This is a genomic window from Streptomyces sp. NBC_01460 (assembly GCF_036227405.1).
Lineage (GTDB): Bacteria > Actinomycetota > Actinomycetes > Streptomycetales > Streptomycetaceae > Streptomyces.
Genome location: NZ_CP109473.1, coordinates 7,251,181 through 7,275,773, shown reverse-complemented (window position 1 = coordinate 7,275,773; position 24,593 = coordinate 7,251,181). Strand labels below are relative to the sequence as shown.

22 protein-coding genes are annotated in these 24,593 nt (G+C 72.2%); 5 read left to right on the top strand and 17 right to left on the bottom strand.

What is annotated here, in order from left to right; all coding sequences use genetic code 11:
- Positions 1-5: 5 nt before the first annotated feature.
- From OG488_RS32755 to OG488_RS32730, 6 genes are all read right to left on the bottom strand, one after another.
- The gene (locus OG488_RS32755; RefSeq protein WP_329235746.1) at positions 6-902 is read right to left on the bottom strand and encodes an ABC transporter substrate-binding protein; all 897 of its coding nucleotides are present in this window, start codon (positions 900-902) and stop codon (positions 6-8) included.
- Positions 903-1,682, bottom strand: a complete 780-nt coding sequence (locus OG488_RS32750; protein ID WP_329235744.1) for an ABC transporter ATP-binding protein — start codon at positions 1,680-1,682, stop codon at positions 903-905.
- Complete coding sequence (locus tag OG488_RS32745) at positions 1,679-2,518, bottom strand: ABC transporter permease (RefSeq protein ID WP_329235742.1); 840 nt, start codon at positions 2,516-2,518, stop codon at positions 1,679-1,681. The genes OG488_RS32750 and OG488_RS32745 overlap by 4 nt, the downstream gene beginning before the upstream one ends.
- Entirely contained in the window at positions 2,515-3,534 is a 1,020-nt protein-coding gene (locus tag OG488_RS32740; protein ID WP_329235740.1) for an NrtA/SsuA/CpmA family ABC transporter substrate-binding protein, read from the bottom strand. The genes OG488_RS32745 and OG488_RS32740 overlap by 4 nt, the downstream gene beginning before the upstream one ends.
- Positions 3,531-4,574: an ABC transporter substrate-binding protein gene (locus OG488_RS32735; protein ID WP_329235738.1), complete on the bottom strand. Its 1,044-nt coding sequence runs from the start codon at positions 4,572-4,574 to the stop codon at positions 3,531-3,533. The genes OG488_RS32740 and OG488_RS32735 overlap by 4 nt, the downstream gene beginning before the upstream one ends.
- Before the next feature lie 156 nt (positions 4,575-4,730).
- The gene (locus OG488_RS32730) at positions 4,731-4,841 is read right to left on the bottom strand and encodes a putative leader peptide (RefSeq protein ID WP_329235736.1); all 111 of its coding nucleotides are present in this window, start codon (positions 4,839-4,841) and stop codon (positions 4,731-4,733) included.
- A gap of 194 nt (positions 4,842-5,035) precedes the next feature.
- Here OG488_RS32730 and OG488_RS32725 point away from each other — a divergent pair, with 194 nt between their 5' ends.
- A complete protein-coding gene (locus OG488_RS32725) occupies positions 5,036-5,818 on the top strand; it encodes an IclR family transcriptional regulator (protein ID WP_329239175.1) in 783 nt (260 codons plus the stop codon).
- Between the two features lie 96 nt (positions 5,819-5,914).
- Positions 5,915-8,095, top strand: a complete 2,181-nt coding sequence (locus OG488_RS32720; RefSeq protein ID WP_329235734.1) for a DEAD/DEAH box helicase — start codon at positions 5,915-5,917, stop codon at positions 8,093-8,095.
- Positions 8,096-8,102: 7 nt separating this feature from the next.
- Here OG488_RS32720 and OG488_RS32715 read toward each other — a convergent pair whose 3' ends face one another.
- Complete coding sequence (locus OG488_RS32715) at positions 8,103-9,092, bottom strand: multicopper oxidase domain-containing protein (protein WP_329235732.1); 990 nt, start codon at positions 9,090-9,092, stop codon at positions 8,103-8,105.
- Positions 9,093-9,324: 232 nt separating this feature from the next.
- On the opposite strand from OG488_RS32715, the gene OG488_RS32710 reads away from it, so the two are divergent.
- Positions 9,325-11,823: a ThuA domain-containing protein gene (locus OG488_RS32710; RefSeq protein ID WP_329235730.1), complete on the top strand. Its 2,499-nt coding sequence runs from the start codon at positions 9,325-9,327 to the stop codon at positions 11,821-11,823.
- On the top strand, positions 11,820-14,060 hold the full coding sequence (locus OG488_RS32705) for an OmpL47-type beta-barrel domain-containing protein (protein ID WP_329235728.1): 2,241 nt from the start codon (positions 11,820-11,822) through the stop codon (positions 14,058-14,060). The genes OG488_RS32710 and OG488_RS32705 overlap by 4 nt, the downstream gene beginning before the upstream one ends.
- A gap of 14 nt (positions 14,061-14,074) precedes the next feature.
- On the opposite strand, the gene OG488_RS32700 is transcribed toward OG488_RS32705, so the two are convergent.
- Together OG488_RS32700 and ligD are read right to left on the bottom strand one after the other, a co-directional pair.
- Positions 14,075-15,157 carry an ABC transporter permease gene (locus tag OG488_RS32700; RefSeq protein ID WP_329235726.1) on the bottom strand — a complete coding sequence of 361 codons (1,083 nt, stop codon included), beginning with the start codon at positions 15,155-15,157 and terminating at the stop codon, positions 14,075-14,077.
- Positions 15,154-16,164, bottom strand: coding sequence for a non-homologous end-joining DNA ligase (gene ligD, locus OG488_RS32695; protein ID WP_329239172.1), 1,011 nt, complete (start codon positions 16,162-16,164; stop codon positions 15,154-15,156). Before ligD ends, OG488_RS32700 begins: the two co-directional genes overlap by 4 nt.
- A 95-nt stretch (positions 16,165-16,259) precedes the next feature.
- On the opposite strand from ligD, the gene OG488_RS32690 reads away from it, so the two are divergent.
- On the top strand, positions 16,260-17,321 hold the full coding sequence (locus OG488_RS32690; RefSeq protein WP_329235724.1) for an ATP-dependent DNA ligase: 1,062 nt from the start codon (positions 16,260-16,262) through the stop codon (positions 17,319-17,321).
- 4 nt (positions 17,322-17,325) lie between these two features.
- On the opposite strand, the gene OG488_RS32685 is transcribed toward OG488_RS32690, so the two are convergent.
- Genes OG488_RS32685 through OG488_RS32650 form a run of 8 tightly spaced genes read right to left on the bottom strand, consistent with a single transcriptional unit; the run spans position 17,326 to position 24,593 of the window.
- On the bottom strand, positions 17,326-18,567 hold the full coding sequence (locus tag OG488_RS32685) for a lytic transglycosylase domain-containing protein (RefSeq protein WP_329235722.1): 1,242 nt from the start codon (positions 18,565-18,567) through the stop codon (positions 17,326-17,328).
- Positions 18,568-18,586: 19 nt separating this feature from the next.
- Entirely contained in the window at positions 18,587-19,339 is a 753-nt protein-coding gene (locus tag OG488_RS32680; protein WP_329235720.1) for a hypothetical protein, read from the bottom strand.
- A 37-nt stretch (positions 19,340-19,376) separates the two neighbouring features.
- Positions 19,377-19,907 carry a nuclear transport factor 2 family protein gene (locus tag OG488_RS32675; protein WP_329235719.1) on the bottom strand — a complete coding sequence of 177 codons (531 nt, stop codon included), beginning with the start codon at positions 19,905-19,907 and terminating at the stop codon, positions 19,377-19,379.
- Between the two features lie 13 nt (positions 19,908-19,920).
- Complete coding sequence (locus OG488_RS32670; protein ID WP_329235717.1) at positions 19,921-20,532, bottom strand: hypothetical protein; 612 nt, start codon at positions 20,530-20,532, stop codon at positions 19,921-19,923.
- Positions 20,529-21,050 carry a hypothetical protein gene (locus tag OG488_RS32665; protein ID WP_329235715.1) on the bottom strand — a complete coding sequence of 174 codons (522 nt, stop codon included), beginning with the start codon at positions 21,048-21,050 and terminating at the stop codon, positions 20,529-20,531. The genes OG488_RS32670 and OG488_RS32665 overlap by 4 nt, the downstream gene beginning before the upstream one ends.
- Complete coding sequence (locus tag OG488_RS32660) at positions 21,047-22,303, bottom strand: MlaD family protein (RefSeq protein WP_329235713.1); 1,257 nt, start codon at positions 22,301-22,303, stop codon at positions 21,047-21,049. The genes OG488_RS32665 and OG488_RS32660 overlap by 4 nt, the downstream gene beginning before the upstream one ends.
- A complete protein-coding gene (locus tag OG488_RS32655) occupies positions 22,303-23,448 on the bottom strand; it encodes an MCE family protein (protein ID WP_329235711.1) in 1,146 nt (381 codons plus the stop codon). Before OG488_RS32655 ends, OG488_RS32660 begins: the two co-directional genes overlap by 1 nt.
- Complete coding sequence (locus OG488_RS32650) at positions 23,445-24,593, bottom strand: MCE family protein (protein WP_329235709.1); 1,149 nt, start codon at positions 24,591-24,593, stop codon at positions 23,445-23,447. The genes OG488_RS32655 and OG488_RS32650 overlap by 4 nt, the downstream gene beginning before the upstream one ends.

Here is a 24,593-nt window from a genome sequence, read left to right as displayed (position 1 = left end):
GGTGCTCAGGCCCCCTTCGGGCCGGTGGCACCGGTGACGCGCGCCCGGGCTCCGGCGACCTCGACCGGCCGGTCGATGAAGCCGGTGCGGTGGAAGATGTCCGCGGCCTCCTGCTGCTCGGCGATGAACGCGTCGCTCACGGCCTCGATCGTCCACGGCAGGGCGCGCAGGGCGGTCTCCCAGTCGTCGGCGCTTCCGCCCAGGTCGGCGGCGGCGATCTCGGCGGCGGCGCGGGGGTTGGCCGCCGCCCAGTCGTCTGCGCGCCGGAGGGCGCGGGTCAGCGCCTCGACGACCTCGGGGCGGTTCTCGGCGAAGTCGCGCCGGGTGAAGAAGACGGAGCGGTCCGAGATGACGTCCCCGGTGGCGACGAGCGTGCGCAGTCCGCCGGTCCTGCGGGCGGCGGCGAGCTCGGGCCCCTGGGCGACCCAGGCGCCGATCTCCCCGGCAAGCAGCAGCCGCTCGCTGTCGCCGTTGCTCCGGACGGCGGTGATGTCGTCGGCGTAGGAGAGCCCCGCGTCGTCCAGCGCCTTGGCGATCAGATGGGTCTGCCAGGACCCGATCGCGAGGTGGACGGTCGCCCCCTTGAGACCGGCGACCGTGCGGACGGGGCTGTCCTCGGGCACCAGGAGCGCGCCGTGCCCGGGACGCGGGGCGGAGACGGCGGTGTAGACGAGGTCGTGTCCCGCGGCCTGCGCGGTGACCGGCGGGGTCGAGCCGGTGCCGCCGAAGTCGATCACACCCTGGGTGAGCAGCTCGCCGGTGCGGACCCCGTCGGTGTACGGGAAGAAGGCCACCGTCTCGCCCAGCGCGGCCAGTTCCTCCTGGGCGAAGCCGAGACGGGAGAGGTGGTACAGGTGGTAGAGGGACGGGTTGCTGCTGTGGACACCGATGGTGACGGTCATTCAGATCGCTCCGGCTTCGGAAGGTGTGCGGGACGGTGAGGATGGGGAGGAGGGTGCGGGGAGCGGGCCGGGGCCCGCGTCGACGCCGAGATCGTGGAGCAGCCGGCGGCGCAGTGCGGCGAACGCGGGGTCGCCGGGGTCGCGTGGTCCGCCGATGTCGACGGGCTCGTCGGTGACGAGCTTCCCGTCGCGCAGGACGGCGACGCGGTCCGCGAGCCGTACCGCCTCGTCGACGTCATGGGTGACCAGGAGGACCGCGGGGCGGTGCTTGCGGCACAACTCCCCGACCAGGTCCTGCATCTTCAGCCGGGTCAGGGCGTCCAGCGCGGCGAACGGCTCGTCCAGCAGGAGGAGTTCGGGCTCCCGTACCAGCGCACGGGCGAGCGCCACGCGCTGCGCCTCGCCGCCGGAGAGCGTGCCGGGCCAGGCCTCCGCGTGCCCTTCCAGACCGACCTCCGCCAGGGCCCGCAGCCCGTGCGGCGCACGGCTGCGGGGCAGGGCGACGGTCACGTTGGCCAGGACCCTCTTGGACGGCACGAGGCGGGGCTCCTGGAAGACGATGGTGCGGGCCTCCGGGACCAGCACCTCTCCCCCGTCGGCACCGTCCAGCGCACCGAGGATGCGGAGCAGGGTGGTCTTGCCGCTTCCGCTCGCGCCGAGCAGGGCGACGAACTCGCCACGCGCGATGTCGAGTCGCAGGTCGTCGAGCACGGCCCTGCTGCCGAACACCCGGCGCAGGCCGCGTACCCGCACGGCGGGCCGTACGGTGCCGGCGCTCATCGGGTCCCTCCCCGCGAGGGCCGCCAGGGCATCAGGACGCGTTCCAGCAGCCGTACGGCGATGTCGGCGGCCAGCCCGAGCAGGCCGTAGATCACGATGCAGACGGCGAGGATGTCGGTCCGGGCGTAGCTCTGCGCCTGGGACATCAGGTATCCGATGCCTGCGGTGGCGTTGATCTCCTCGGCGGCGATGAGCGCGATCACGCTGAGCGTCATGGACAGCCGCAGTCCGGCCAGCAGGGACGGCAGTGCCCCGGGAAGGACGACCTCGCGGACGACGGCGAGCCGGCCCATCCCGAAGCTGCGCATGGCCTCGACGAGCTTCGGGTCGGTGTTGCGCACCCCGCTCGACGTGGAGACGTACATGGGGAACGTGGTGGCGACGGCGATGAGAAGGATCTTCGCCGTCTCGTTGATCCCGAACCACACCATGAACAGCGGCACCAGGGCGAGGAAGGGGATGGTGCGCAGGGTCTGGAGGGAGGAGTCGAGGAGCTCGTCGCCGATCCTGGTGAATCCGGTGAGGACGCCGAGGGTCAGCCCGGCGACGAGACCGATCAGCAGGCCGATGCCGGAGCGGGTCAAGGAGGTGGTGAGGGCGTCCGGCAGCTGCCCGTTCCCCCACAGCTCGCCCACGGCGCGCAGGACTTCGGCGGGAGAGGCCAGCACGTCCGGGGTGAGTACACCGGTGGCCGAGGCCACCCACCACAGGACGAGCAGGGCGACAGGGCCCAGCGCGCGCACGGTCAGGGCGAAGGGACGGGCGCGCGTCGTGCGGAGCGCGGGGCGGGGGGTGACCAGGCCCTCGGTGGCCGCCGCCTCGGAGACCGCGCTCACGTCAGCTTCTCGATGTCGAGGAGGTGGGCCGCGACGTCCACCTGGGTCCTGGTGACCTTCTGTTCGGCGTAGAAGGCGGCGACGGCCTCGAAGCGGGTGATGTCCTCGGGGCCGATCGGGTCGACCGTGCCGCCCTGGGCGATGAACCCGGTCTGCACCTCCTCGGCCTTGCCGGTGACGGCGGTGGGGCCGACGTCGGTGAAGACGTTCAGGTAGGCGGCGGGGTTCTTCTTCTCCTTGACGCTGGACGTGTGGAGGTACTGGTAGAGCGCCTTGACGACGTCGGGGTGCTTCTCGGCGAAGCCGGTCCGTACCGCGTTCAGGCTGTAGTTGTCGGAGCCGACGGCCGCGCCGTCGGCGACGAAGTGCGCCTTGCCGCTGCCGATCTCGGCCACGGCGTAGGTGGCCCAGACGGCCCAGGCGTCGACCTTGCCGGCGTTGAAGACGGCGGCGGTCTGGTCGGGGCGCAGATAGACCCGCTGGACCTTGTCCGCGGGGATCCCGGCCTTGTCGAGTGCCTTCAGCAGGAGGTACTCACCGGTGCCGCCCTGGTTGACGGCGACCTTCTTCCCCACGAGGTCGGCGACGGAACCGATACCCGAACCGTCACGGACGAGGATGCCCTCGCCCGCCGCGTCGGGGTCGACGGCGGTGAAGAACTTGAACCCGGGCCGCTGGGCCAGCGAGGTGATGCCGGAGGTGATGGAGCCGGTGGCGAAGTCGAGCTGGTCCGCGTTCATGGCCTGGGCCGCGGGCGCGAAGGGCCCGGCGCTGCCGGTCCACTCCACCGTGGCGCCGGCCTTGGCGAGGGCCTTGTCGAGGCTGCCGTCCTTCTTGCCGACGGCGAGCACGCCGGAGTTGCCGGGGTCGGGGATGCGCACGGTGACGGTGCCCGTGGCACCGGAACCGCTGTCTCTGTCCGCCTCGGAGGTGCCGCAGGCGCTGAGGGCCACGAGCGCGGTGACCGTGAGGAGGGCGGGCGCGAGGGTCGTACGGACTGATCGGTGCTGGTTCATACGGACAGCGGTCCTTCGGGTTCGCGGGCGGGCGAGGGGACGGGGCGGAGGCCTGCGAGGGCGGCTGCCCTGCGCAGCGGCTCGGGGTCGGCCCAGGCGGCGACGTCGACGGGCTCCGGGAGGAAGCCGTGGGCGCGCAGCCCCGCCTCCTGCTCTGCGAGCAGGGCGAGGCGCTCGGCCGACAGGTCGGGGTGCAGGGTGAGGTGGGTGCCGGGGCGGTAGGCGCCGGCGACTCCGTCGGCGCCCGCCCCGGTCTCGGCACCCAGGATGCGGTCGACGTCGGCGGGATGGCCTGCGGCCCAGTCGGCCGCCCTGAGCAGGACGGCGAGGAAGCGGTCGACGAGGCCGGGGTGGTCGTCCAGCAGCCGCTGATGGACGGTGATGGGGCGGGGCGTGCCGTTGTTGACGCGGAACCGGCGGTCGGGGAGTTCGTCGAGTTCGACGGCGACCTCGGCTCCGGCCCGGCGGGCCGCCTCCACGGCCAGCGCGCCCTTCACGTACACCGCGTCCACGTCACCGCGCCGGAGCGCGGCGATCTCGGCGGCCCACTGGCCGTCGTGCGCGTCGGCGGGTACGTCGACGGGTACGGCGTCGTCGAGGGCGAGACCGGCGGAGGCCAGCGCGCCCTCGAATCCGCGCAGCGCCATGGCCCGCCAGAAGTCGATGGCGAGGGCGTGCGAGGGCACGGCGAGCCGCAGGCCGCGCAGGGCGTGGGCGCCCCTGATCCCGGATCCGGGCGCGACCAGCACGGCCTGCCGTTCCTCGATCCAGGTGAGGCCGATGAGACGGGTCGCCTCCCCGCGTGAACGGGCCCAGAGGGCGGGCACGTTGCCGCCCTCCCGGAAGAGACCGGGCAGGGCGTGGGTGTAGTGGGAGGCGCGGTCCGCGTCGGGGGCGGCGTCCTGGAGGGAGCGCACGGTGATGCCGTCGGGCGCGAACTCCTCGCTGAGCCAGTGCCGGTCGGCGGCGATGCCCGTGGCGGTCGGGACGGGACAGCGGGTGAACCAGAGGGTGCTGGGCAGCACGGCGGAGCGCGTCATGGACTCTTCCCGGAGGGGTCGGCGGAGCAGGGGTGCGGAGTGCGCCCGGCGGCCGCGCGGCGCGCGGAGGGCGCGGATCGCGGGCGGCGGAAGGGGCGGAACAGGGGGCGCCGGGCCCGCGTCAGCGCGGTGCGCGGCCCGGGACGGTGCGGGAGGTCAGCGACAGGCGGCGCTGGAGACGCGCGCCAGGTCGATGTGACGGCGCAGCGTGAGGGCGAGGGTGACCGGAGCGGAGCTGCCGGAGGAGGTGACACCGAGGTCTGCCATGGCTCTGCTCCTTTCCGTACGCCGGTGACGAGGACTGCACAGTGCCACGGCCCCGCACCGGTCCACAACCTTTCTCCCACCATGTGGGATCGAGTATGAACAGAGTGTTGCGGAGCGCCCTTTCACGATCATTCCGCTCCCGTAATGTGGAGACCATGTCTCCTTCCACCTCACCAGCGGAGAGCGAGAGCGGCATGAGCGAGGCAGCGGCGCAGAGCCCCCCGGGCGGGGCGCAGGCGGTCCGGCGGGCGCTGGACGTCCTGCACTGTTTCCACGACAACGGACCGGACCTGAGCGCCTCCGACCTCGCCAGGCGCCTGGAGCTCTCCGCCTCCACGGCACACCGGCTGGCCCGCACCCTGCTGGGTTCGGGCTTCCTGGAGCAGGACCCGCGCACCGCGCGCTACCGGCTGGGCCCAGCGGTGACGGAGCTCGGCCGGCTCTCGTACCACCAGCGCGGACTGCATCTGGCGGCGCCGGAGCTGGCCGACCTGGCCGAGCGCACGGGCGCGACGGCTGATCTGGCCCTGCGCAGCGGCCCGCACGCCGTGATCGTCGCGGGCGGTTCGGTCACCCCGCGGATGGGGCTGCGCCGGCCCCTGCACTCGACAGCCCTGGGCAAGGTGTTGCTGGCCTGGGCCCGGCCGGGCGACGGCGGCCCCGCCGCACTCCCGCCGCTGCGCGCCTTCACTGATCGTACGATCGTCGAACCTGCGCTGTTGCAGGCCGAGTTGGCGCGGGTGCGTCACGCGGCGTACGCACTGAACGACGGCGAGTCGGCGCTCGGGGTGCGCACCCTGGCCGTCCCCGTGCTGGACGGCGCCGGTCACGCGCGCTTCGCGCTCGCGGTGCGCGCCACCCCCTCCGTGATCACCGACGAACGGATGGACCGGTTCCTCGAAGAGGCCCGGTCCTGCGCGCGCGCCCTGGCGGTGCTGCTGCTGACACCGGCGGAGCGCAGGCCGCCCGCCCTGTGAGGCGCGGCGCCGCTCCGCGCCCGTGGCACGATGGGACGCGCCCGGGAGGGCGACGGCCGCCGGTCACGGAGGGGCGGCGGGGACAGAGGGACGCACATGACTCAGGCCGGACCCGCGGGCGCGGCACCCAGGGGAAGAGCCGCACGTGAGCTGCTCGACGACGCCGAGGCGCTGGCCGCGACGGCCCGCGCGGTGCTGGGCGACCACATCTCCGCCGTCGAGGCCGCGCACACCGCGCTCACTCCCGCTCTGGACGCCCTGGTGGAGGCCGAGCTGGCCTCGATCCCCGTCTCCCGGCTCGCCGACGTCACGGAGGGCCGCCTGCGGCTCGGCGCCGTGGAACAGGCGGGCTACGCGACGGTGGGCCGGGTGCACGGAGCCGGGCGTTACGAGCTCCGCCAGATCCCGGGCGTAGGGGCGCAGACGGCGGACCATGCGCTCGCCGCGGCGCGGCAGATCGCGCACGCCGTGCGGGACACCGTCGCCGTACGGATCGACATGGACGCGCCGGACGCGGCCACGACCGCGCTGCTGGTGGCCCTCCACCGGCTGGTGGAGGGCGGGCCCGACGTGCGCCGGGCGGTCGACCTCGCGCGGCGTCTCACCGAGGAGCTGGAACCACTGCTCGCGGCGGCCGCACCGGCGCGGAGCCGGCTGCGGATGCTGTTCTCGGGGCGGGCGGCCGGTGCCCGGGTCCAGGAGTCCGTCGCCTCCGTCGGGTCGGTGACGGCGGCCGCGGCCGCGCGGGGACTCAGGACCCTGTTCGGGCAGGTCTCCGTCGACCTGCTGCGGGGGCCCGCGTCGGAGGCGGAGGCCTGGGTCGACTTCGAGCTGCGCCCGGCCGAGTACTACAGCCTGCTCGCCGAGCTGTCCGGCAGCGGACCGGACCGGGACGCGGCCGAGGGGTTCCTGCCGGCGGGGATCGCGGACCGGGTCCGCGGGCTGCGGCTCGACGACACGTGCCTGCGGGTCTCGCTGCGCGGCTACCAGTCGTTCGGCGCGCGCTTCGCGCTGGCCCAGAAGCGGGTGATCCTCGGGGACGAGATGGGGCTCGGCAAGACCGTCCAGGCCATCGCCGCGCTGGCTCATCTCGCCGCCGGGGGCGAGACCCACTTCCTGGTGGTGTGCCCGGCGAGCGTCCTGATCAACTGGCGGCGGGAGGTATCCGCGCGCTCCACCCTGCGGCCGGTCCAGGTGCACGGTCCGGAGCGCCTCGGGGCCTTCGGCGAGTGGCGCGAGCGGGGCGGGGTCGCCCTGACCACCTTCGACGCGCTGTCCACACTGCCGGAGGGCCCCGGGTGCGGGGTGCGGCCGGGCATGGTGGTGGTGGACGAGGCCCACTTCGTGAAGAATCCCGCGACCCGGCGCTCCCGGGCCGTCGGCGGCTGGACCCGGCACACCGAGCGGGTGCTGTTCCTGACCGGCACCCCGATGGAGAACCGGGTCGAGGAGTTCCGCAGCCTGGTGCGCCAGTTGAGGCCCGAGCTGGCGCCACTCGTCACCTCCACGCACGGCGTCGCCGGTTCGCAGGCGTTCCGCAGGGCCGTCGCCCCCGCCTATCTGCGGCGGAACCAGGCCGACGTCCTGGGCGAACTCCCCGCGCTGGTGCAGGCCGACGAGTGGGAGGAGTTCTCGCCGGCCGACCTCGAGGCGTACCGCGAGGCCGTCGGCTCGGGGCACTTCATGCGGATGCGCCGCGCCGCCTACGCCCGCCCGGAGACGTCGGCGAAGCTGAACCGGCTGCGCGAGCTCGTCGCGGAGGCCGAGGGCAACGGCCTCAAGGTCGTGGTGTTCTCCTACTTCGGCGAGGTTCTCCGGGCGGTCGGGGAGGCCCTGGGCGACGGGGTGTTCGGACCCGTCTCCGGCAGGGTCCCGGCCGCGCGCCGGCAGGAGCTGGTCGACTCCTTCGGCGCGGTCGACGGGCACGCGGTGCTGCTCGGCCAGATACAGGCCGGCGGCGTCGGGCTCAACATCCAGGCGGCGTCCGTCGTCATCCTCTGCGAGCCGCAGATCAAGCCGACGATGGAGCACCAGGCGGTGGCCAGGGCGCACCGCATGGGGCAGATACGGAGTGTGCGGGTCCACCGGCTCCTCGCGGTGGACAGCGTGGACCAGCGGATGCTGGAGATCCTGGCGCGCAAGGACCGGCTCTTCGACGCCTACGCGCGCCGCAGTGATGTCGCCGAGGCGACGCCCGACGCCGTCGACGTGTCGGACGGGGCGCTCGCCCGGCGCATCGTCGAGGAGGAGCAGCTGCGGCTCGCCGCGCAGGTATGACCGCCCGTCAGTGTTCGTGCGCCTCGGCCGCACCGGCGGCGTGGTGCGGCGGGTCGTACCCCGGGACCGTGCCGTCGGCCTTGGCGACGAGGAGCAGGCCGGCCATGCCCATGTCGGAGTGGCTCTGGACGTGGCAGTGGTACATCCAGGCACCGGCTCCGACGTGTTCACCCGCGATGATCTGGAAGCCGAAGGAGTCGGCGGGTCCGCAGATCTTGGTGTCGACCACGCGGCTGGGGTCGTCGGGACCGGTGAGCAGGCCCGTCCTGTTGTCCGCCCAGCGGTGCCCGTGGATGTGGAACGTGTGGTAGTACTCACCGTGCGTGATCATGACGACCTCGACCCGGTCGCCCACCGTGGCCTCGAAGTCGGGGCTCTCGTGCGCCGCCTTGTTGTTGATCGTCATGTCGTTGAAGACGATCGTGATCGTCTTGTCGGGCAGGACGTCACCCTTGCGGCGCACGACGAGCGGTCCGTACAGGCCCTTGCGGATGCCGCCCGTGCCGTGGTCCGTGCCGACGACGTGGTCGTGGTAGTGCCAGTAACCGGCGCTGCCCGCCTGCCAGGTGCCGTCCTTGCGGCGCCCCGGGGTGTGGGTGCGCCAGGTGTACGTGCGGGTGCCGCCGGGTTCGACGTGGCTGCGGTTCATCCGCGTGCCGTCGCTCGCGATGTCGTAGTCGACGCCGTGGACATGGAGGCTGGCGTCGACGTCCGTGGTGTTCTCGAACTCGATGTGCAGCGTGTCACCCTCGGTGATCTCGATGAGCGGCCCGGGGACCGACGCCTTGCCCTTCTCGAAGCCGTATCCCATCGAGCCGTCGGCCAGGGTCTCGGCGTACAGCTTGAGATGGCGTACAGCTCCTCCCGCGGGGGCCGTCTTCGCCGGGTTCTCCGCGGACGTGGCCTGCACCGCTCCGAGTGACATCGATGTCACCCCGGTGGCCGCCGCCACTCCACCGCCCACCAGCATCCGCCGGTTGAAGGTCCTTCGGTCCATGTCGAACTCCCCACTGCAAGAAGGAAACTGACGCGCTGCTCCCCTGGACGGCCCATACCGTAGTCGGGGGTTCCGCGTTTATCCACACTCAGGACAAAGTTCGTTCGATTGCTGCCATACCTATTGGCGAGTCGCGAAAAGAGGTCTAACTTCGGGCGCTGTCGCAGTGACCACAGAGGTGCGATGACGAGAGAAGTGACCGGAGAAGTGACCCAGAGGGGTGGGTGACCACATGCAGCGCACACCACATCGCAGGTCCAGATCACGCCGCGGCATCGCGGCGGCCGTCGCGGTGGGCGGCCTGACCGCGTCCCTGCTCGGCGGCAACGCGGCCAACGCCGGCCCGCATCCGGACCCGGGGCTGAAGGAACGCATCGCGACAACGTTGTCCCTGCCCACGCCGCCCGGCGGGGCCGACGTCAAGGTGCTGGTGTTCCACGCCTCGGCGGGCGAGGAGTCGCCGACCGTCGACGCGGGCATCGCGGCCGTCGAGAAGATCGGTCTCACCGGGCCCGAGGCCGGCCGCTTCAAGACCGTGGCCACCGACGACGCCGCCGTCTTCACCAACGGCAAGCAGCTCGGCAAGTACAACGCCGTCGTCTTCCTGACCGGCGGCGGTGACGTCCTCGACCCGGAGCAGGAAGCGGGCCTGGAGGCCTACATGGAGGCCGGCGGCGGCTTCCTCGGCATCCACGACGCGGCGCGTACCGAGCCGTACTCCGACTGGTTCACCGGTCTGGTGGGCGCCCGCCCGGCGGCGGACAGCCCGACCGGCGTCCAGCGCGCCACGGTGGAGATCGGCGACCGCCAGCACCCGGCGACGAAGAACCTGCCGCTGGAGTGGAAGCGCCCGGACAAGTGGCTGAACTGGAAGGACAACCCGTCCGGCGACGTCCACACCGTGGCCCGGGTCCGCGAGATCACCTACACCCCGGGCAAGAGCGCCAACGGCTGGGACCACCCGGTCTCCTGGTGCCGTGACTACGACGGCGGCCGGTCCTTCTACACCGCCATGGGCGGCACGGCCGCGAGCTTCGCGGAGACCGACTTCCGCGACCACCTGCGCGGCGCGCTGGCCTGGACGAGCCGCATCTCGCAGGCGGACTGCAAGGCCACGATCGACTCCAACTACACGGCCGAGCGGCTCACCCAGCCCAACCAGCCCGGGCAGAACGACCAGATCGGCGAACCGCACGGCCTGGTCACCGCCAAGGACGGGCGGGTCTTCTACATCGGGCGCGGCGGCGCGGACAGCAGCGTGCCGGTCGTGACCGACTGGAAGGACCCGAACGTCGGCAAGGGCGAGGGCGAGATCCATGTGTACGATCCCGCGACCAAGAAGGTCACCCTCGCCGGGAAGCTGAGCGTCTTCGGCAACAAGGGCGGCGGCGACGAGCTGGTCAAGGTGGAGGAGGGACTGCTCGGGATCGAGCTGGACCCCGACTTCGCCACCAACGGCTGGGTCTACCTGCACTACACCCCGCACGCCAAGATCGACCGGGACAAGCAGATGGCGGTGCGCCAGGTCTCGCGCTTCACCTTCGACCCCGCCACGAACAAGCTGGACCTGGCGTCCGAGAAGGTGCTGCTGCACTGGCCGGTCCAGATCCACAGCTGCTGCCACGCGGGCGGCGGCATGGCCTGGGACTCGAAGGACAACCTGTACATCGCCACGGGTGACAACAACTCCTCGGGCTTCAGCGACGGTTACTCGGGCAACAACCCGGAGCCGAACTACAAGGGCGTCTCGTTCGCCGATGCCCGCCGCACCGCGGGGAACACCAACAACCTCAACGGCAAGATCCTCCGGATCCACCCCGAGGACGACGGCACCTACACCCTGCCGTCCGGCAACCTCTTCACCGGCGAGGAGCCGGACGAGGGCGGCGGCAAGACCCGCGGCGAGATCTACGTGATGGGCGTCCGCAACCCGGCGCGCATCTCCGTCGACACGTCGACGGACACCCTGTACGCGGGCTGGGTCGGCCCCGACGCCGGCGCCCCGAGCACCACCTGGGGTCCCGCCAAGTACGACACGTTCGCCGCGATCACCAAGGCCGGCAACCACGGCTGGCCGTACTGCATGGGCAACAAGCAGCCCTACCGGGACCGCAACCTGCCCGACCCGTCCAAGCCGCTCGGCTGGTACGACTGCGACGCGCCGAGGAACGAGTCGCCGAACAACGACGGCCTGGTCAAGATCCCGCCGGTGACCGGCAACACCATCTGGTACTCCCCCCAGGGCGGCGGCGTCGACTACCCGCGCGACGCCGACGGCATCCCGAGCTACAGGGTGGAGGACCAGAAGCAGCTCCTGCCCTGGCTCAAGGGCGGCGGCCAGGCCACGATGAACGGCCCGGTCTACCGCTACGACGCGGCGAGCACGAGCGAGGCCAAGTGGCCGTCGTACTGGGACGGGAAGTGGTTCGTCGGTGACTTCTACGACGACACCCAGCCGCGTCACGCCGTGCTGACCGACCCGAAGACGGTCGGCAAGGGCGGTCTGCCCACGCACGCCGAGTCCCTGAAGAAGATCATCCCGGTGGGGGCGGACGGCATCCGCAACCTCATGGACTGGAAGTTCGCCCCGGACGGTTCGCTCTACGTCCTGGACTACGGGCGCGGCTTCTTCACCTCCGACTCCAAGTCCGCGCTGTGGCGCGTGACCTACAAGGGCGGCGGCCCGACCCCGGCCGTCGCAGACCTGGCCAGGAAGGCGGCAGCGCAGTGAGACACCCTTCACTCCTCGCGCGACGGCGGTACGGGCCCGCCCGGTGGTGGCTCGCCCTGCTCGGTTCGTTCCTCATGGTCCTCGGGCTGGCGTCGACGGCCGCCTACGGACGGGACGACGACCGGGCGGCGGCAGCCGCCGCCCAGGTGCTCAACTGGAGCGCCGGCGACCCCATCGACCACTATCTGACGGCGCCGAAGACGGCGGTGGCCGGCGCGGCGACCATCGTCTTCGAGAACAGCGCGGCCACGGGCAACACCACGGGCATGCCGCACACGCTGACGTTCAGCGTGTCGGACCCGGAGTTCAACAGCGACGTGCCGGTCAACATCCTCGCCAACCCCAGTGACAGCGAGGGCGGCAAGCACAGCGTCGAGGTCACCCTCACGCCCGGCCGGTACTTCTACCACTGCACCATCCCCGGCCACGGCTCCATGCAGGGCATCCTCACGGTGACCGAGGACGGCGGCGGTGGCGAGGACACCACCGCTCCCGAGACGTCGGCGACCGTGGACGGCGACAAGAACGCCGACGGCGCGTACATCGGCCAGGCGACCGTCACCGTGGCGGCGACCGACGCGGGATCGGGTGTCGACACCGTCGAGTACGCGATCGGCGCGGACGGCGCCTGGCAGCCGTACACCACGCCCGTCGTGGTGAACGAGGTCGGATCGCACACCGTCCGCTACCGCGCCACCGACAAGGCCGGCAACGCGGCGGCGGAGAAGTCCGCCGAGTTCGCGGTCGCCGCGCCTCCGACCGACGACAAGACCCCGCCGGAGACCTCGGCGACGGTGTCCGGCGAGAAGGACGACGCGGGCGCGTACCTCGGCATGGCCACGGTCACCGTGACCGCGTCCGACACCGGGTCGGGCGTCAACACCATCGAGTACGCGATCGGGGCGGACGGCGCCTGGAAGGCGTACACCGCACCCGTGATGGTGCACGAGGTCGGGGCACACACCGTCCGCTACCGCGCCACCGACAAGTCGGGCAACGTGGCGGCCGAGAAGTCCGTCGACTTCACCGTCGTCGAACCCCCGTCGCAGGACAAGACGCCGCCGGAGACATCGGTGGTGGTGTCGGGCGACAAGAACTCCGACGGCGCGTTCATCACCAGCGCCGAGGCCACGGTCAAGGCGACCGACGCGGACTCGGGCGTGGACAAGGTCGAGTACTCCCTGGACGGCGGGCCGTACCTCGCTTACTCCTCCCCCGTCATCATCGACCGCGTCGGCCGTCACACGTTCGCCCACCGGGCGACGGACAAGGCCGGCAACACCTCCGCGGCGAAGCAGTCCTCGTTCACCATCGCCGAGAGCGGCGGCGTCCCGGCGCCCAACTGCCCGGAGTACGACACACGGCTCACCGTGATCGTCGGCACGGTCGACACGGGTGTTCCCAACCGGCTCACCGGGAACCGCTGCACCATCAACGAACTGATCGAGGACGAGAAGGACTGGTCCTCGCACGCGCTGTTCCTCAAGCACGTCGACAAGGTCCTGGACAAGCTGCTCTCCGACGGGGTCGTCGACGCCCGTGAGCACAAGAAGATCTACAGGGCCGCCAAGCAGTCCGGCATCGGCGGGCCTGGCCGGGACGAGGGCTACCGCAAGCTCTTCGACGGCACCGCCGCCTCGCTCGCCAAGTGGGAGCAGGTCGGCGGCGGGAAGTTCGGGCTGAACACGGAGGACGGCTCGATCACCAGCTCCACCACCGTGGACGGCATGGGGATGCTGTGGTTCCCGGCCCGGCAGTACGGGGACTTCTCGCTGAAGCTCCAGTGGCGGGACGACGCCCCCGGCACGGGCAACGCCAACGGCGGCGTGTTCGTCCGCTTCCCGGACGTCCACGACCACCCGGAGGAGTCCCGTCCGGAGTGGGTCGCCATCAAGTACGGCCATGAGATCCAGGTCAACGACCGTCCCGACGGCGACATGTACAAGACCGGTTCCCTGTACGGCTTCGACCGGGTCGGCCTCGGCGGCGCCGGGGTCACCCCCAAGGGCACCTGGAACGACTACGAGGTCAAGGTGGTGGACCAGCACTACTCGGTCTACCGCAACGGTGTCCTGATCAACGAGTTCGACAACACCGGCGGTCAGCTCTTCGAGCCGCCGCGGGGCGACGACCCGGGTACCGACGGCCGGCGGTACGCCTCCGGCTACATCGGTCTCCAGGTCCACAGCACCACGGACGTGATCTCCTACCGCGACATCCGCATCAAGGAGTTGTAGGGGCGAGCGCGCGCTCAGGCGGCCGTGGCCGCATGCTCCGGCATGCGGCCGCGGCCGCCGGGGTGCCGGTGGCGCCACACCCAGAAGACCGTGCAGGAGACGAGCGCCCAGCCCGTCAGCACCAGGAACGGGAAGGCGTACTGGTGGCCCTGGTAGTAGACCGCCGTGTGCTGGGCGTTGACCGAGGCGCCGGGCGGCAGCCACCGCCCGATGTGCCCGAGCGCCGAGGGCAGCAGCGGCCAGGACACCGCGCCGCCCGACGACGGATTGCCCAGCAGCACCATGAGCCCCCAGGTGGGGATCATCGCCCAGCGCCCCATGATGGTGTTGAACATGGTGAAGACCATGCCCGAGGCGAACATCGTGAACGCGAGGATCAGCCAGGACTCGACGAACGGCAGATCCAGCGCGCCGATCAGCCAGTCCACCACCGCGGCGATCGCGAAGCCGCCCAGCAGGGCGTAGGCGAGGGTGAAGCCGATCCGTTCGAGCGGGTTGAGCGCCCGTGCGTGCACGCTGAGCTGGATGGCTCCGACGAAGCCGATGATGACGGCGGCCAGCGAGATGTAGAAGAGCGCCAGGCCGCGCGGGTCGCCCTTCTGGAGGGGTTTGACGTCCGTGATCGTCACGGGGACCCCGGTCGCCTTCGCGACCTTCGCGCCGGTCTCGGCGAGCAGCTGGGCGACCGTGGCCCCGCCGGCCCCGGCGATGTCCATGGCCACCCCGCGCGTCGCCGGCCGCACGGTCACGAAGACCTTCTGCTCCTCCATGGCCAGACGAGCGGCGCCCCGGGTGGCGTACGGGTGCAGCTGGAGGGAGGCGTCGAGGGCCTTCTCCATCCCCGCGATGAACTCCGTCCCGCCCCGGGTCCCGACGCCGCTGACCACGGCGGCGGGGATCCGGCGCGGCGTCGGGTCGGCCATCGTGTAGGTGTACGAGCCGGCGAAGAGCCCCGCCGCGGCGGCCAGGATGAAGACCAGCACGAACGCCGGGACGTACGGCGACTGCTTGTACGAGGCCCACTTCTCGGCCCGCGTCGGGGGCCTGCCGTGCGCGCCGTGCGCGGGAGGCCCGGTGGCCCCCTCGTCGGCGCTCACGCGTCGTCACCGGTGTCGTGCCGGGCGCGGCTGGGCTGCACGCGCTTCGGTTCGCCCGGCATCTTGGGGTACTCCGGCGGATAGGGCAGGTCGCCGAGCTCGTGTTCGTGCTCGTCCCGCCGCGCCAGCTCCAGCACCTGGTCGAGCCGGAAGGCGTGGTCGTCCATGTCGGCGTGCAGGTCGCCCACCTCGGCGTACCGCACGGGCATGGTCCGGAGGTCGAAGTCGCGGGGCTCGGCGTCGTCGATCTCCTCCCAGCGCAGCGGGGCGGAGACCGGGGCGTGCGGGAAGGGGCGCACGGAGTAGGCGGAAGCGATGGTGCGGTCGCGGGCGGTCTGGTTGTAGTCGACGAAGATCCGCTCGCCCCGCTCCTCCTTCCACCAGGCCGTGGTGACCCGGTCCGGCATCCGCCGTTCCAGCTCCCGTCCCACCGCGATGGCGGAGCGTCTGACCTGGGTGAACGTCCACTCGGGGACGATCGGGACGAAGACGTGGATGCCGCGCCCGCCGGAGGTCTTGGGCCAGCCGCGCAGCCCGTGGTCCTCCAGGACCGCGCGCAGTTCGTGCGCCGCCGTCACCGCGTCGGCGTAGTCGGTGCCGGGCTGCGGGTCGAGGTCGATGCGCAGTTCGTCGGGGTGGTCGGTGTCCGCCCTGCGCACCGGCCAGGGGTGGAAGGTCAGGGTGCCCAGGTTGGCGGCCCAGAGGACGGACCCCAGCTCGGTGGGGCACATCTCGTCGGCGTGCCGGCCGCTGGGGAACTCGATCCGGGCGGTGGGGGTCCAGTCGGGGAGGTTCTTCGGCGCCCGCTTCTGGTAGAAGAAGTCGCCCTCGACCCCGTCGACGAAGCGCTGGAGGGTGGTGGGCCGCTCGCGCAGGGCGCGGAGGATCCCGGGCCCGACGGCCCGGAAGTAGTCGGCCACGTCCCTCTTGGTGTAGCCCTTCTCCGGGAAGTACACCTTGTCCGGGTTCGACAGCCGTACGGCCCGTCCGTCCGCGTCCAGCTCCACCGCTGCTCCTGCTCCCATGTCGGACACCGTAGGCCGGGCCCACATATGCCGCATATCGGAGGACGAGGCACGAGCGGTGGGCGAGAATCGGGGCCATGGACCTGCCGGTGATGCCTCCTGTGAAGCCGATGCTCGCCAAGTCCGTGTCCTCGATCCCCCCGGGGATGCAGTACGAGGCGAAGTGGGACGGGTTCCGGGCGATCGTGCACCGGGACGGCGACGAGGTGGTGATCGGCAGCCGGACGGGCAAGCCGCTCACCCGCTACTTCCCCGAGGTGGTCACCGCCGTCCGGGAGAACCTGCCGCCCCGCTGCGTGGTCGACGGCGAGATCGTCCTGCCGTACGAGGGGCGGCTGGACTTCGACCGGCTGAGCGAGCGGATCCATCCGGCCGACTCCCGGGTGCGGACCCTCGCCGAGCGGACCCCGGCGAGTTTCGTCGCCTTCGACGTCCTCGCCCTGGACGACACGTCGCTGCTCACCACCGTGCAGGCCGAGCGGCGGACCGTCCTGGAGGGCGCGCTGGCCGGCGCCTCGGCCCCGGTCCACCTCGCCCCCTCCACCACGGACCCGGCCCTCGCCCGGGAGTGGTTCGAACGGTACGAGGGCGCGGGGCTCGACGGGGTGGTCGCCAAGCCTCTCGATCTGCCGTACCGCCCGGACGTACGCACCATGTACAAGATCAAGCACGAGCGGACCGCCGACTGTGTGGTGGCGGGGTACCGCTTCCACAAGAGCGGCCCCGTGGTCGGCTCACTGCTGCTCGGTCTGTACGACTCCGGGGGCGCCCTGCAGCATGTGGGCGTGTGCGCGGCCTTCACGATGAAGCGGCGCGCCGAACTCCTGGAGGAGCTCGACCCGTTGCGCGTCGAGCCGGCGGACCACCCCTGGGCGGCCTGGGCGGACGCGGCGGCGCACGAGGGGTCACGGCTGCCGGGCGCTCCGAGCCGCTGGTCGGGCAAGAAGGACCTGTCCTGGGTGGCGCTCGCGCCCGAGAGGGTCTGCGAGGTGGCGTACGACCACATGGAGGGCGACCGATTCCGCCACACCACCCAGTTCCGGCGGTGGCGGCCGGACCGCACCCCCTCCGGCTGCACCTACGCGCAGCTGGAGGAAGTGGTGCGGTACGACCTGTCCGAGGTGTTCGGCGGCGGCTGACCCGTCAGGCGGCGGGAGTGGCGCAGGGGTCGTCGGAGGGCGCGTCCGTGGGGGCGGCGGGGTCGGGCTCCGCCGACGGGGTGGGGCAGCCGGGGCCGGTGGTGCCGGGCTCCGGGTCGGGGGTGGTGGTCGGGTCCGGGGTCGTGGTCGGGTCGGGCGTGGGGGTCGGGTCCGGGGTTGTCGTCGGATCCGGGGTGGGACCGGTGTCGGTGGGGTCGGGGGTGGGTCCGGGGTCCGTGGGGTCCGGGGTGGGGCCTGGGCTGCCGGGGTCCGTCGGCGTGGGTGTGGGGGTCGGTGAGGTGGAGGGTGTCGGTGTGGCGCTGGGCTGCGGGCCGACGATGATGCCGCCGCCTCCGTGACCGGGGCCGCTCGGGCTGCCGGGGCCTCCGACCGGTGCCTTCGGGGCGTGGGGGCTGCCCGCTCCGGGGCTCCGCGGGATGACGCCCCTGCCGTCGGCGACGGAGTGGACGCCCTTGCGGTAGAAGTCCAGCCAGGACAGGACCGTGCGCAGATAGGTGTCCGAGTGGTTGTAGCTGAGGACAGCCCTGTCCAGATCCGCCTGGGCGGACAGGTTCCGGTTTCCCGCGCAGAGGTAGTGGCCCGCGGCGAGCGCGGCGTCCGCCACGTTGTTCGGGTCCCTGCGCCCGTCGCCGTTGCCGTCCTTGCCCCAGTGCGCCCAGGTGGACGGGATGAACTGCATCGGCCCGACGGCCCTGTCGTACGTGGCGTCGCCGTCGTAGGCCCCGCCGTCGGTGTCCGGGATGTAGGCGAACCCCGCACCGTTCAGGACGGGGCCGAGGATCGGGGTGAGGGTGGTGCCGGCGGCGTCCACCCGTCCCCCGCCCGCGTGCCCGGACTCCACCTTGCCGATCGCCGCGAGCAGGTGCCAGGGAAGCCGGCAGCCGGGGTCGCGGCGGCCGAGCGCGCTCTGCGCGTTCCGGTAGGCGGCGAGGACGGTGGCGGGGATGCCTGCCTCGGCCCAGGACTGCACGACGGCCGGGCCGGGCTTCTTCTTCCCGATGGGTTCCGGGGGCTCCGGTGACCGCAGGGGCGGCAGCTCCGTGTGGTAGCTGTCGTCGTTGGGCACCTCGGTCCAGACGACGTCGTCCGACGCCACGTTCTTCATGTCGTCCGCGGCGGCGCCGCCCGTGAGCCCCGGGGCCTGGGACGCGGTGAGCGCCGCCATGGCGGCGACCGCGGTGGCCGTGCCGGCGAGTCCGCGGCGCATGGTTCCGTCGAACCTCATGTGTCCTCCCTCTCCTGGGTCATCGCGTGAAGGTGTCGATGGCGGCGATCCGCCAGCTGTCACCGCGGCGGACGGCGTCCACGGCGAACATGGCGGCGGCGTACGTCGTCTCCTCCTCCTTGCCGGTACGGGTGTTGCTCTGGTCCGCGAAGACCAGCAGCCGGGCCCGGTCGCCGTCGAGGAGTTCGACCCCGCTCTCGGTGACGGTCGTGGTGAGCACCAGCTTCTGCTTCGGCGCCTGGGCGCGTACCTCGGCGAGCATGTCCTTGTGCTGCTGGACGGCCTTGCCGGTCAGGTACTTCTGCGCGGACAGGTCCGACTTCCCCGGCGAGGCGTACGTGTACGAGAAGACGGCCCCCACGGCTTCGGTGATCTGGCCCTTCACCTCGCTGGTCCGGCTGATGTCGGTGAGGGCGGTGTTCTGCCGGGTCGGATCGTCCCGGAGCGCCGCGGCGGAGCTGAACGCCCAGGCGGCGAAGGCCCCGAGGAGGACGGTGGCCGCGCAGAGCACGGCGGGGAGCCGGATGCGCGGACGGGGCAGTCTGCCGCGGAGCCGTTCGTCCCCGGCGGGCTCCTCCACCGGGGCGGCGTCGTCGTCGGGCTCGGCGGCCGCCTCGGGCGTGTCTTCCGCGGCGGGTTCCGGTCCGGCCGTGGTCGGGGCCGTAGGCTCGCGCTCGTCCGCCGGGGCGGTGTCCGTACGCGGGACGGCCGGGGCCGTGGCGACGGTGGCGAGACGGCGGCGGCGGTTGACGAGGTGTCGGGTCGTCGACATGTCGGGGGTCCTCTCGGGGCGGGGCGGTCGGGCGGTTTCAGCCGGCGGTGTTGCCGACGGGCGCCTGGCCGAGGGCGCTGAGCTTCCATCCCCCGGAAGTGCGGGTGAGCTGCCCGAGCATCCGGCTCTCCTTGACCGCGGGCTTGCCCTCGGGCGCGGTCACGGTGACCCGCAGCGCGACCATCACCCCCGCCTTGCCGGCCCTCTCGTCGAGCTCGGTCACGGCGCCCGACAGGATCCTGGCCGTGCTGACGGTCCTGGCCGCCTCGATCTGCTTCACGAACGCGTCCCGCCCGTCGACGAGTTGCCGGTGGAGGTCTCCGGTGGTCGAGTCCTCCCACCTGTCGAGCCCCTTCTCGACCTGGGCGTGGTCCAGCGTGTTCATGTTCTGCACGGCCTGCTCCCCCGCGGCCAGCGCCGCGTCGCGGGCCTCCGCGTAGGCCGCCGATCCGTCGTGCGCGGCGTCGTAGCGCGACCAGCCGCCCCATCCCGCCGCGCCGGCCGCCGCGACCGTCAGCACGATCGCCGCCACCACCAGCGGATTCCTCGTCGTCCGTACCCGTGCCATTGGTGCCTCTCCCCTACCTGGAGGTGATGTCGACGATGACCCAGCGGCTGCCGCGCAGTTCCGCCGTCACCGAGAGCTGCGCCGCCGCCGTGGTGGCCGCCTTCCCCTCGCGCTCGTACACCTGGTCGAGGAAGACGAGGAGGTGGGCGCTGCGGGGGCCGAGCCGGGTGACTCCGGCGCGTACGGCCTGCGAGGTGAGCGTGAGCTTCTGGTCGGCCGCCTGCTTCTCCACCTGGCCGAACAGCGCCGCGTACTGCCGCAGCGCCTCGCCCGCGAGGAGGCGCTTCGCCGCTTCCTTGGTGGCGGCGGTTCCCTGCGGGCTGTAGGAGAAGACCTTGCCCAGGGCGCTGCTCACGTCGCCCACGACCCGAGTGGTCTCCGCGGTGTCGGTGAGCGCCCGGTTCGAGGTGGCGGGGGTGTCCCGCAGCTGCCGCGCCTCGACCAGGAGGACGGCACCGGTGGCCAGCAGGGCGGCGGCCAGGACCGCCGCGAGACCGCGCCGCCAGGCCGCGCGACGGGAGGTGCCCGGCTCCCGGCCGGTGCCGGCCTCCTCGTCCCGTACCTCCTCGTCCGGCTCCGGGGTCGAGGAGGCGTCCTCGATCGTGGTCCCTCCGGTCCGTGTCATCCGCCGCTCCCGACCGGTATCGCGTCCAGTGCCTTGATCTTCCAGCCGTCCCCGGTGCGGGCCAGGCTCGCCTCGAAGCGTTTGCGCTGCGTGCCTGCCTTGCCGGTGCGCGGGGTGACCTCGACGTCCACGGTGGCGATCAGCGCCGCCGTACCGGCCCGCTCGTCGAGTGCCGTGAGCGCCGCGTCGGTGACCTTGCCGCGCGCGGTGGCCCCGTCGTCGGTGAGCTCGGCGGTGTCCTTCTTCCGTGTGCTCTCCAGCCGGTCGTGCAGCGGGCCGGTGGAGGAGGCCAGCCAGGCGGCGAGTCCGGTCCTCACGCTCGACGCGCTCCTGCCGTCCATGCTGTTCAGCCGCGCGAGGTTCGTCCTGCCGTCGGCGAGCGCGGCGTCACGCGCCTCGGCGTACGCCAGGGTGTCGTCGCCGCGCGCCTGCGCGTAGGACCAGCCGCCGAACGCGCAGACCAGCACGGCGGCGAGCATTCCGGCCCAGCCGCTCAGCCTCTTGGTACGGGTGTTCACGCTCCGCCTCCCAGTCCCAGCAGCCCGGCCATGCCGTCGGCCGTCCCCGCGCTGTCCGTGCCGGCGCCGAGGGCGCCGGGCAGCCGGGTCCCGTCTCCGCCCGTGAGCAGGGAGCCGGGTACCGCCGGCTCCGGTACGCCTCCGCCGCCGGGGGCGTTGGCGCTGCCGCGGACGTTGATGCCGCTGCCGGGCGAGGAGGCGCAGCGCGCCCCGGTGTTGACCGGTGGGGCGGCCGAGAGGTCCTTGCCGGGGCGGTAGGTGGTGGAGCCGTACCCGGCGGTGCAGGGCAGCGGCTCGAAGAAGGTGACGGACATCCCGAAGCGGGCCTCCCCGCTCTCGTCGATGATGCTCGCTCCGGCCGCGGCGACCGCGGGCACCTTCACCAGGAGCTCCTCCAGTCCGCGCTGCCGGGTCACGGCGATCTCGGAGGTGGTGAGGAGGTTGGCGACGACCACGCCGAAGCCGGGTTCGAGGTCGCGCAGGAGCCCGCTGATCTGGGCGGTCGCACCGGGAGCCGTCGCGATGAGCCGGCGCAGGTCGGTGTCGGATCCCTTGAGTTCGGCGGCCAGTTCCTCGGCTCCGGAAGCGAATCCCTTGAGCGCCTCGCCCTGTTCGGCCTGGGTACGGAGCACCGTCTCGCCGTCCGCCATCAGTCTGGTGGTGGTCGGCAGGGCCTCGTCGGCGGCGTCGACGAACTCGCTGCCGGTGTCGAGCAGGACCTGGAGGTCGTCGCCGCGCCCCTCGAACGCCGCGCCGAACTCCTCGACGACGGTGCGCAGGGCCTCGGTGTCGACGGAGGCCGTGAGGTCGTTGACGCTGGTGAGCACGTCGGTGACGGGCGCGGGGACGGTGGTGTCGGCCTCGTCGATGACCGAGCCGTTCTCCAGGAACGGGCCGTCGTCGCGGGTGGGACGGAGATCGACGTACTGCTCACCGACGGCGGAGAGACTGGCGACGACGGCGTGCAGGCCGTCGGGGATGGGCGGCGCGTCGTCCTCGATGCGCAGTTCGGCCTCGACGCCGTCGTCGGTCAGCTCGATCGGGCCGACCCGACCGACGGAGACACCCCGGTAGGTGACGTTGGAGTGCGTGAACAGGCCGCCCGTCTGAGGGAGTTGCACCTTGACGGTGTAGTAGCCGCGCAGGCCCACGTAGTGGCCGAGGTCGGCGTAGCGGACGCCCAGGTAGCCGAGGACGAGCACCGCGATGACCAGGAAGGCGATGTTCTTGAGCCGGGTGGCGACGGTGATCATCAGCGGGTGCCCTCCGTGCCGGACGTGGTGACCGAGGGAAGCGGCAAAGGCAGCGCCGAGCCGGACTTCCGGGTGCCGGTCGCCGCCGGGGCGTCCGGGGTGAGCGCGGGGATGATCTGGGTGCCGGGCATGGCGGTCACGTCCAGGTAGACGTTGAGGTAGTCGCCCTTCACCCCGCGCAGCACCTCGTCGGTGAACGGGTAGGTGAGCAGCACCTGCAGGGAGTCGGGGAGGTCGTTCCCGGAGTCGGCGAGCGCGGTGAGGGTGGGGGCGAGGGCCTTGAGGTCGGCGACCATGTCGGCCTTGCTCCTGTTGACCGTGTCGACGGCGACGGTGGAGAGGGTGTCGAGGGAGCGCAGCATGGTGAGCAGCGATCCGCGCTGCTTCTCCAGGACCTTCAGCCCCGGGCTGAGCCCGGTGAGCACGGTCCCGACGTCCTGCTTCCGGGTGGCGAGGGTGGCGGCCAGCCGGTTCACCCCGTCGAGCGCGTCGGTGATGTCCTCCTTGTGGGTGTCCAGATCGGTGACGAGCGTGTCGACGCGGCTCAGCATCGAGCGGATCTGGGGCTCCTGTCCGGCCAGTGCCTTGTTGAGCTCCGTGGTGATGGTCTTCAACTGGGCGACGCCACCGCCGTTGAGGAGCATGGACAGGGCGCCGAAGACCTCTTCGACCTCGGGGTTGCGGTTCGTGCGGACGAGCGGGATCCGGTCACCGTCGGACAGCGCGCCCTGGGCCGTGCCCTCGGCGGGCGGTGAGAGCTGGACGTACTTCTCGCCGAGGAGGCTGGACTGTTCGAGGTGGGCGTAGGCGTTGGCAGGCATCCTGATCTTCCCGTTGACCCGCATGGTGACCTTGGCGGTCCAGCTGCCCGGGGTGAGGGAGATCCTGGTGACCCGGCCCACGGCCACGTCGTTGACCTTGACGGACGACTGCGGCGCGAGGCTGAGGACGTCGCCGAACTCGGCGGTGATCTCGTACGGGTGGTCACCGAGGTCGGCTCCGCCGGGCAGCGGCATCTGGTCGATGCCCGGGAACGAGGGCAGGCCGGTGGTCGTGGCGACGAGCGTGAAGCAGACGCCGGCGGCGACCAGGGCGCCGAGGCCCGCGACCACACGGGTGCCGGTGGTGTGCGCGGCGGGGCTCATCGGTCCCCCTCCTTGTTCTCGCCGGTGCCGGTCTTCTTCTTCTGGTCCCCCGTGTCCGCCGGGGTTCCGTAGACGGTGCCGACGGCGGGCAGCGGCAGGACGGGCAGGGCCCTCTGCCGGGTGGCGTCCACCGGGGCGAGACCGTCGAGGCCGGCGGTCGCCGCCCCGGAGTCGACGAGCGGCCCGCCCATGGACAGCTCGTTGAGGTTCGTCCGCCCGTTGAGGGTGCGGTTGGCCGGGTCGTAGGCGTTGAGCACGTTGCCCGCCGCGAGCGGGAGCGTGTCGAGCGACTCGGCGAGCGAGGCGCGTTGGTCCACCAGGATCTGGGTGAGCGGCACCAGGAGGTCCACGTTCTTCTTGAGGGCACCGCGGTTCTTCTGGATGAAGGTCTTGACCTGGCCGAGCGCGGTGCCCAGCTCCTTCAGCGCCGCGCTGAGGTTCTCCTTGTCGTCGGCGAGGAAGCCGGTGACGGTGTTGAGCTGCTGCTCCGCGGCGCGTACGTCCCCGTCCTTCTCCTTCAGCATGGTGGTGAAGGTCTGCAGGTAGGAGAGCGTGTCGAAGAGGTTGCCGCTGCTCTTGTCGAGCGTCTTCGTCGCCTTGCCGAACTGTTCGATGGAGTCCCCGATGGCCTCTCCGTTGCCCTTGAGGTTCTTGGACCCGGTCTCCAGGAGTCCGGAGAGCGCCCCTTCGGCGTTGGCCCCGTCGGGGCCGAGTGCGGTGGAGAGTTCCGTGATCGACTCGTAGAGCTGGTCCACCTCGATGGGGGTGGCGTTGTTCGCCGCGGGGAGGACGGCGCCCCCCGCCAGCCGCGGTCCGCCGGTGTAGGCCGGGGCGAGCTGGACGTACCGGTCGGCGACGAGGCTGGGCGCGACGACGAGGGCGTGGGCGTCCGCGGGGACCTGCACGCCCTCGTCGAGGCGCAGGGTGATCCTGACCTCCTCGCCGTGGGGCTTCACCGATTCGACGGTGCCCACCTTCACCCCGAGGATCCGCAGGTCCGAACCGGGGTACACCCCGGTGGCCCGGTCGAAGTAGGCGGTGACGGTGGTCGTGCCCTCCTGGTCCATGGCCGCCACGCCCGAGCCGACGGCCACGGCCACGACGGCGAGGCCGGCTCCGATGCCGATGATGCGGGTGCGTCTCAT

Excerpts from the sequence above, each read along its gene's own strand:
- OG488_RS32740 (WP_329235740.1), bottom strand. The coding sequence starts at position 3,534 with ATGAACCAGCACCGATCAGTCCGTACGACCCTCGCGCCCGCCCTCCTC.
- OG488_RS32735 (WP_329235738.1), bottom strand. The coding sequence starts at position 4,574 with ATGACGCGCTCCGCCGTGCTGCCCAGCACCCTCTGGTTCACCCGCTGT.
- OG488_RS32675 (WP_329235719.1), bottom strand. The coding sequence starts at position 19,907 with ATGGCACGGGTACGGACGACGAGGAATCCGCTGGTGGTGGCGGCGATC.
- OG488_RS32725 (WP_329239175.1), top strand. The coding sequence starts at position 5,036 with ATGAGCGAGGCAGCGGCGCAGAGCCCCCCGGGCGGGGCGCAGGCGGTC.
- OG488_RS32670 (WP_329235717.1), bottom strand. The coding sequence starts at position 20,532 with ATGACACGGACCGGAGGGACCACGATCGAGGACGCCTCCTCGACCCCG.
- OG488_RS32755 (WP_329235746.1), bottom strand. The coding sequence starts at position 902 with ATGACCGTCACCATCGGTGTCCACAGCAGCAACCCGTCCCTCTACCAC.
- OG488_RS32710 (WP_329235730.1), top strand. The coding sequence starts at position 9,325 with ATGCAGCGCACACCACATCGCAGGTCCAGATCACGCCGCGGCATCGCG.
- OG488_RS32750 (WP_329235744.1), bottom strand. The coding sequence starts at position 1,682 with ATGAGCGCCGGCACCGTACGGCCCGCCGTGCGGGTACGCGGCCTGCGC.
- OG488_RS32720 (WP_329235734.1), top strand. The coding sequence starts at position 5,915 with ATGACTCAGGCCGGACCCGCGGGCGCGGCACCCAGGGGAAGAGCCGCA.
- OG488_RS32685 (WP_329235722.1), bottom strand. The coding sequence starts at position 18,567 with ATGAGGTTCGACGGAACCATGCGCCGCGGACTCGCCGGCACGGCCACC.
- OG488_RS32730 (WP_329235736.1), bottom strand. The coding sequence starts at position 4,841 with ATGGCAGACCTCGGTGTCACCTCCTCCGGCAGCTCCGCTCCGGTCACC.
- OG488_RS32680 (WP_329235720.1), bottom strand. The coding sequence starts at position 19,339 with ATGTCGACGACCCGACACCTCGTCAACCGCCGCCGCCGTCTCGCCACC.
- OG488_RS32690 (WP_329235724.1), top strand. The coding sequence starts at position 16,260 with ATGGACCTGCCGGTGATGCCTCCTGTGAAGCCGATGCTCGCCAAGTCC.
- OG488_RS32715 (WP_329235732.1), bottom strand. The coding sequence starts at position 9,092 with ATGGACCGAAGGACCTTCAACCGGCGGATGCTGGTGGGCGGTGGAGTG.
- OG488_RS32650 (WP_329235709.1), bottom strand. The coding sequence starts at position 24,593 with ATGAGACGCACCCGCATCATCGGCATCGGAGCCGGCCTCGCCGTCGTG.
- OG488_RS32660 (WP_329235713.1), bottom strand. The coding sequence starts at position 22,303 with ATGATCACCGTCGCCACCCGGCTCAAGAACATCGCCTTCCTGGTCATC.
- OG488_RS32655 (WP_329235711.1), bottom strand. The coding sequence starts at position 23,448 with ATGAGCCCCGCCGCGCACACCACCGGCACCCGTGTGGTCGCGGGCCTC.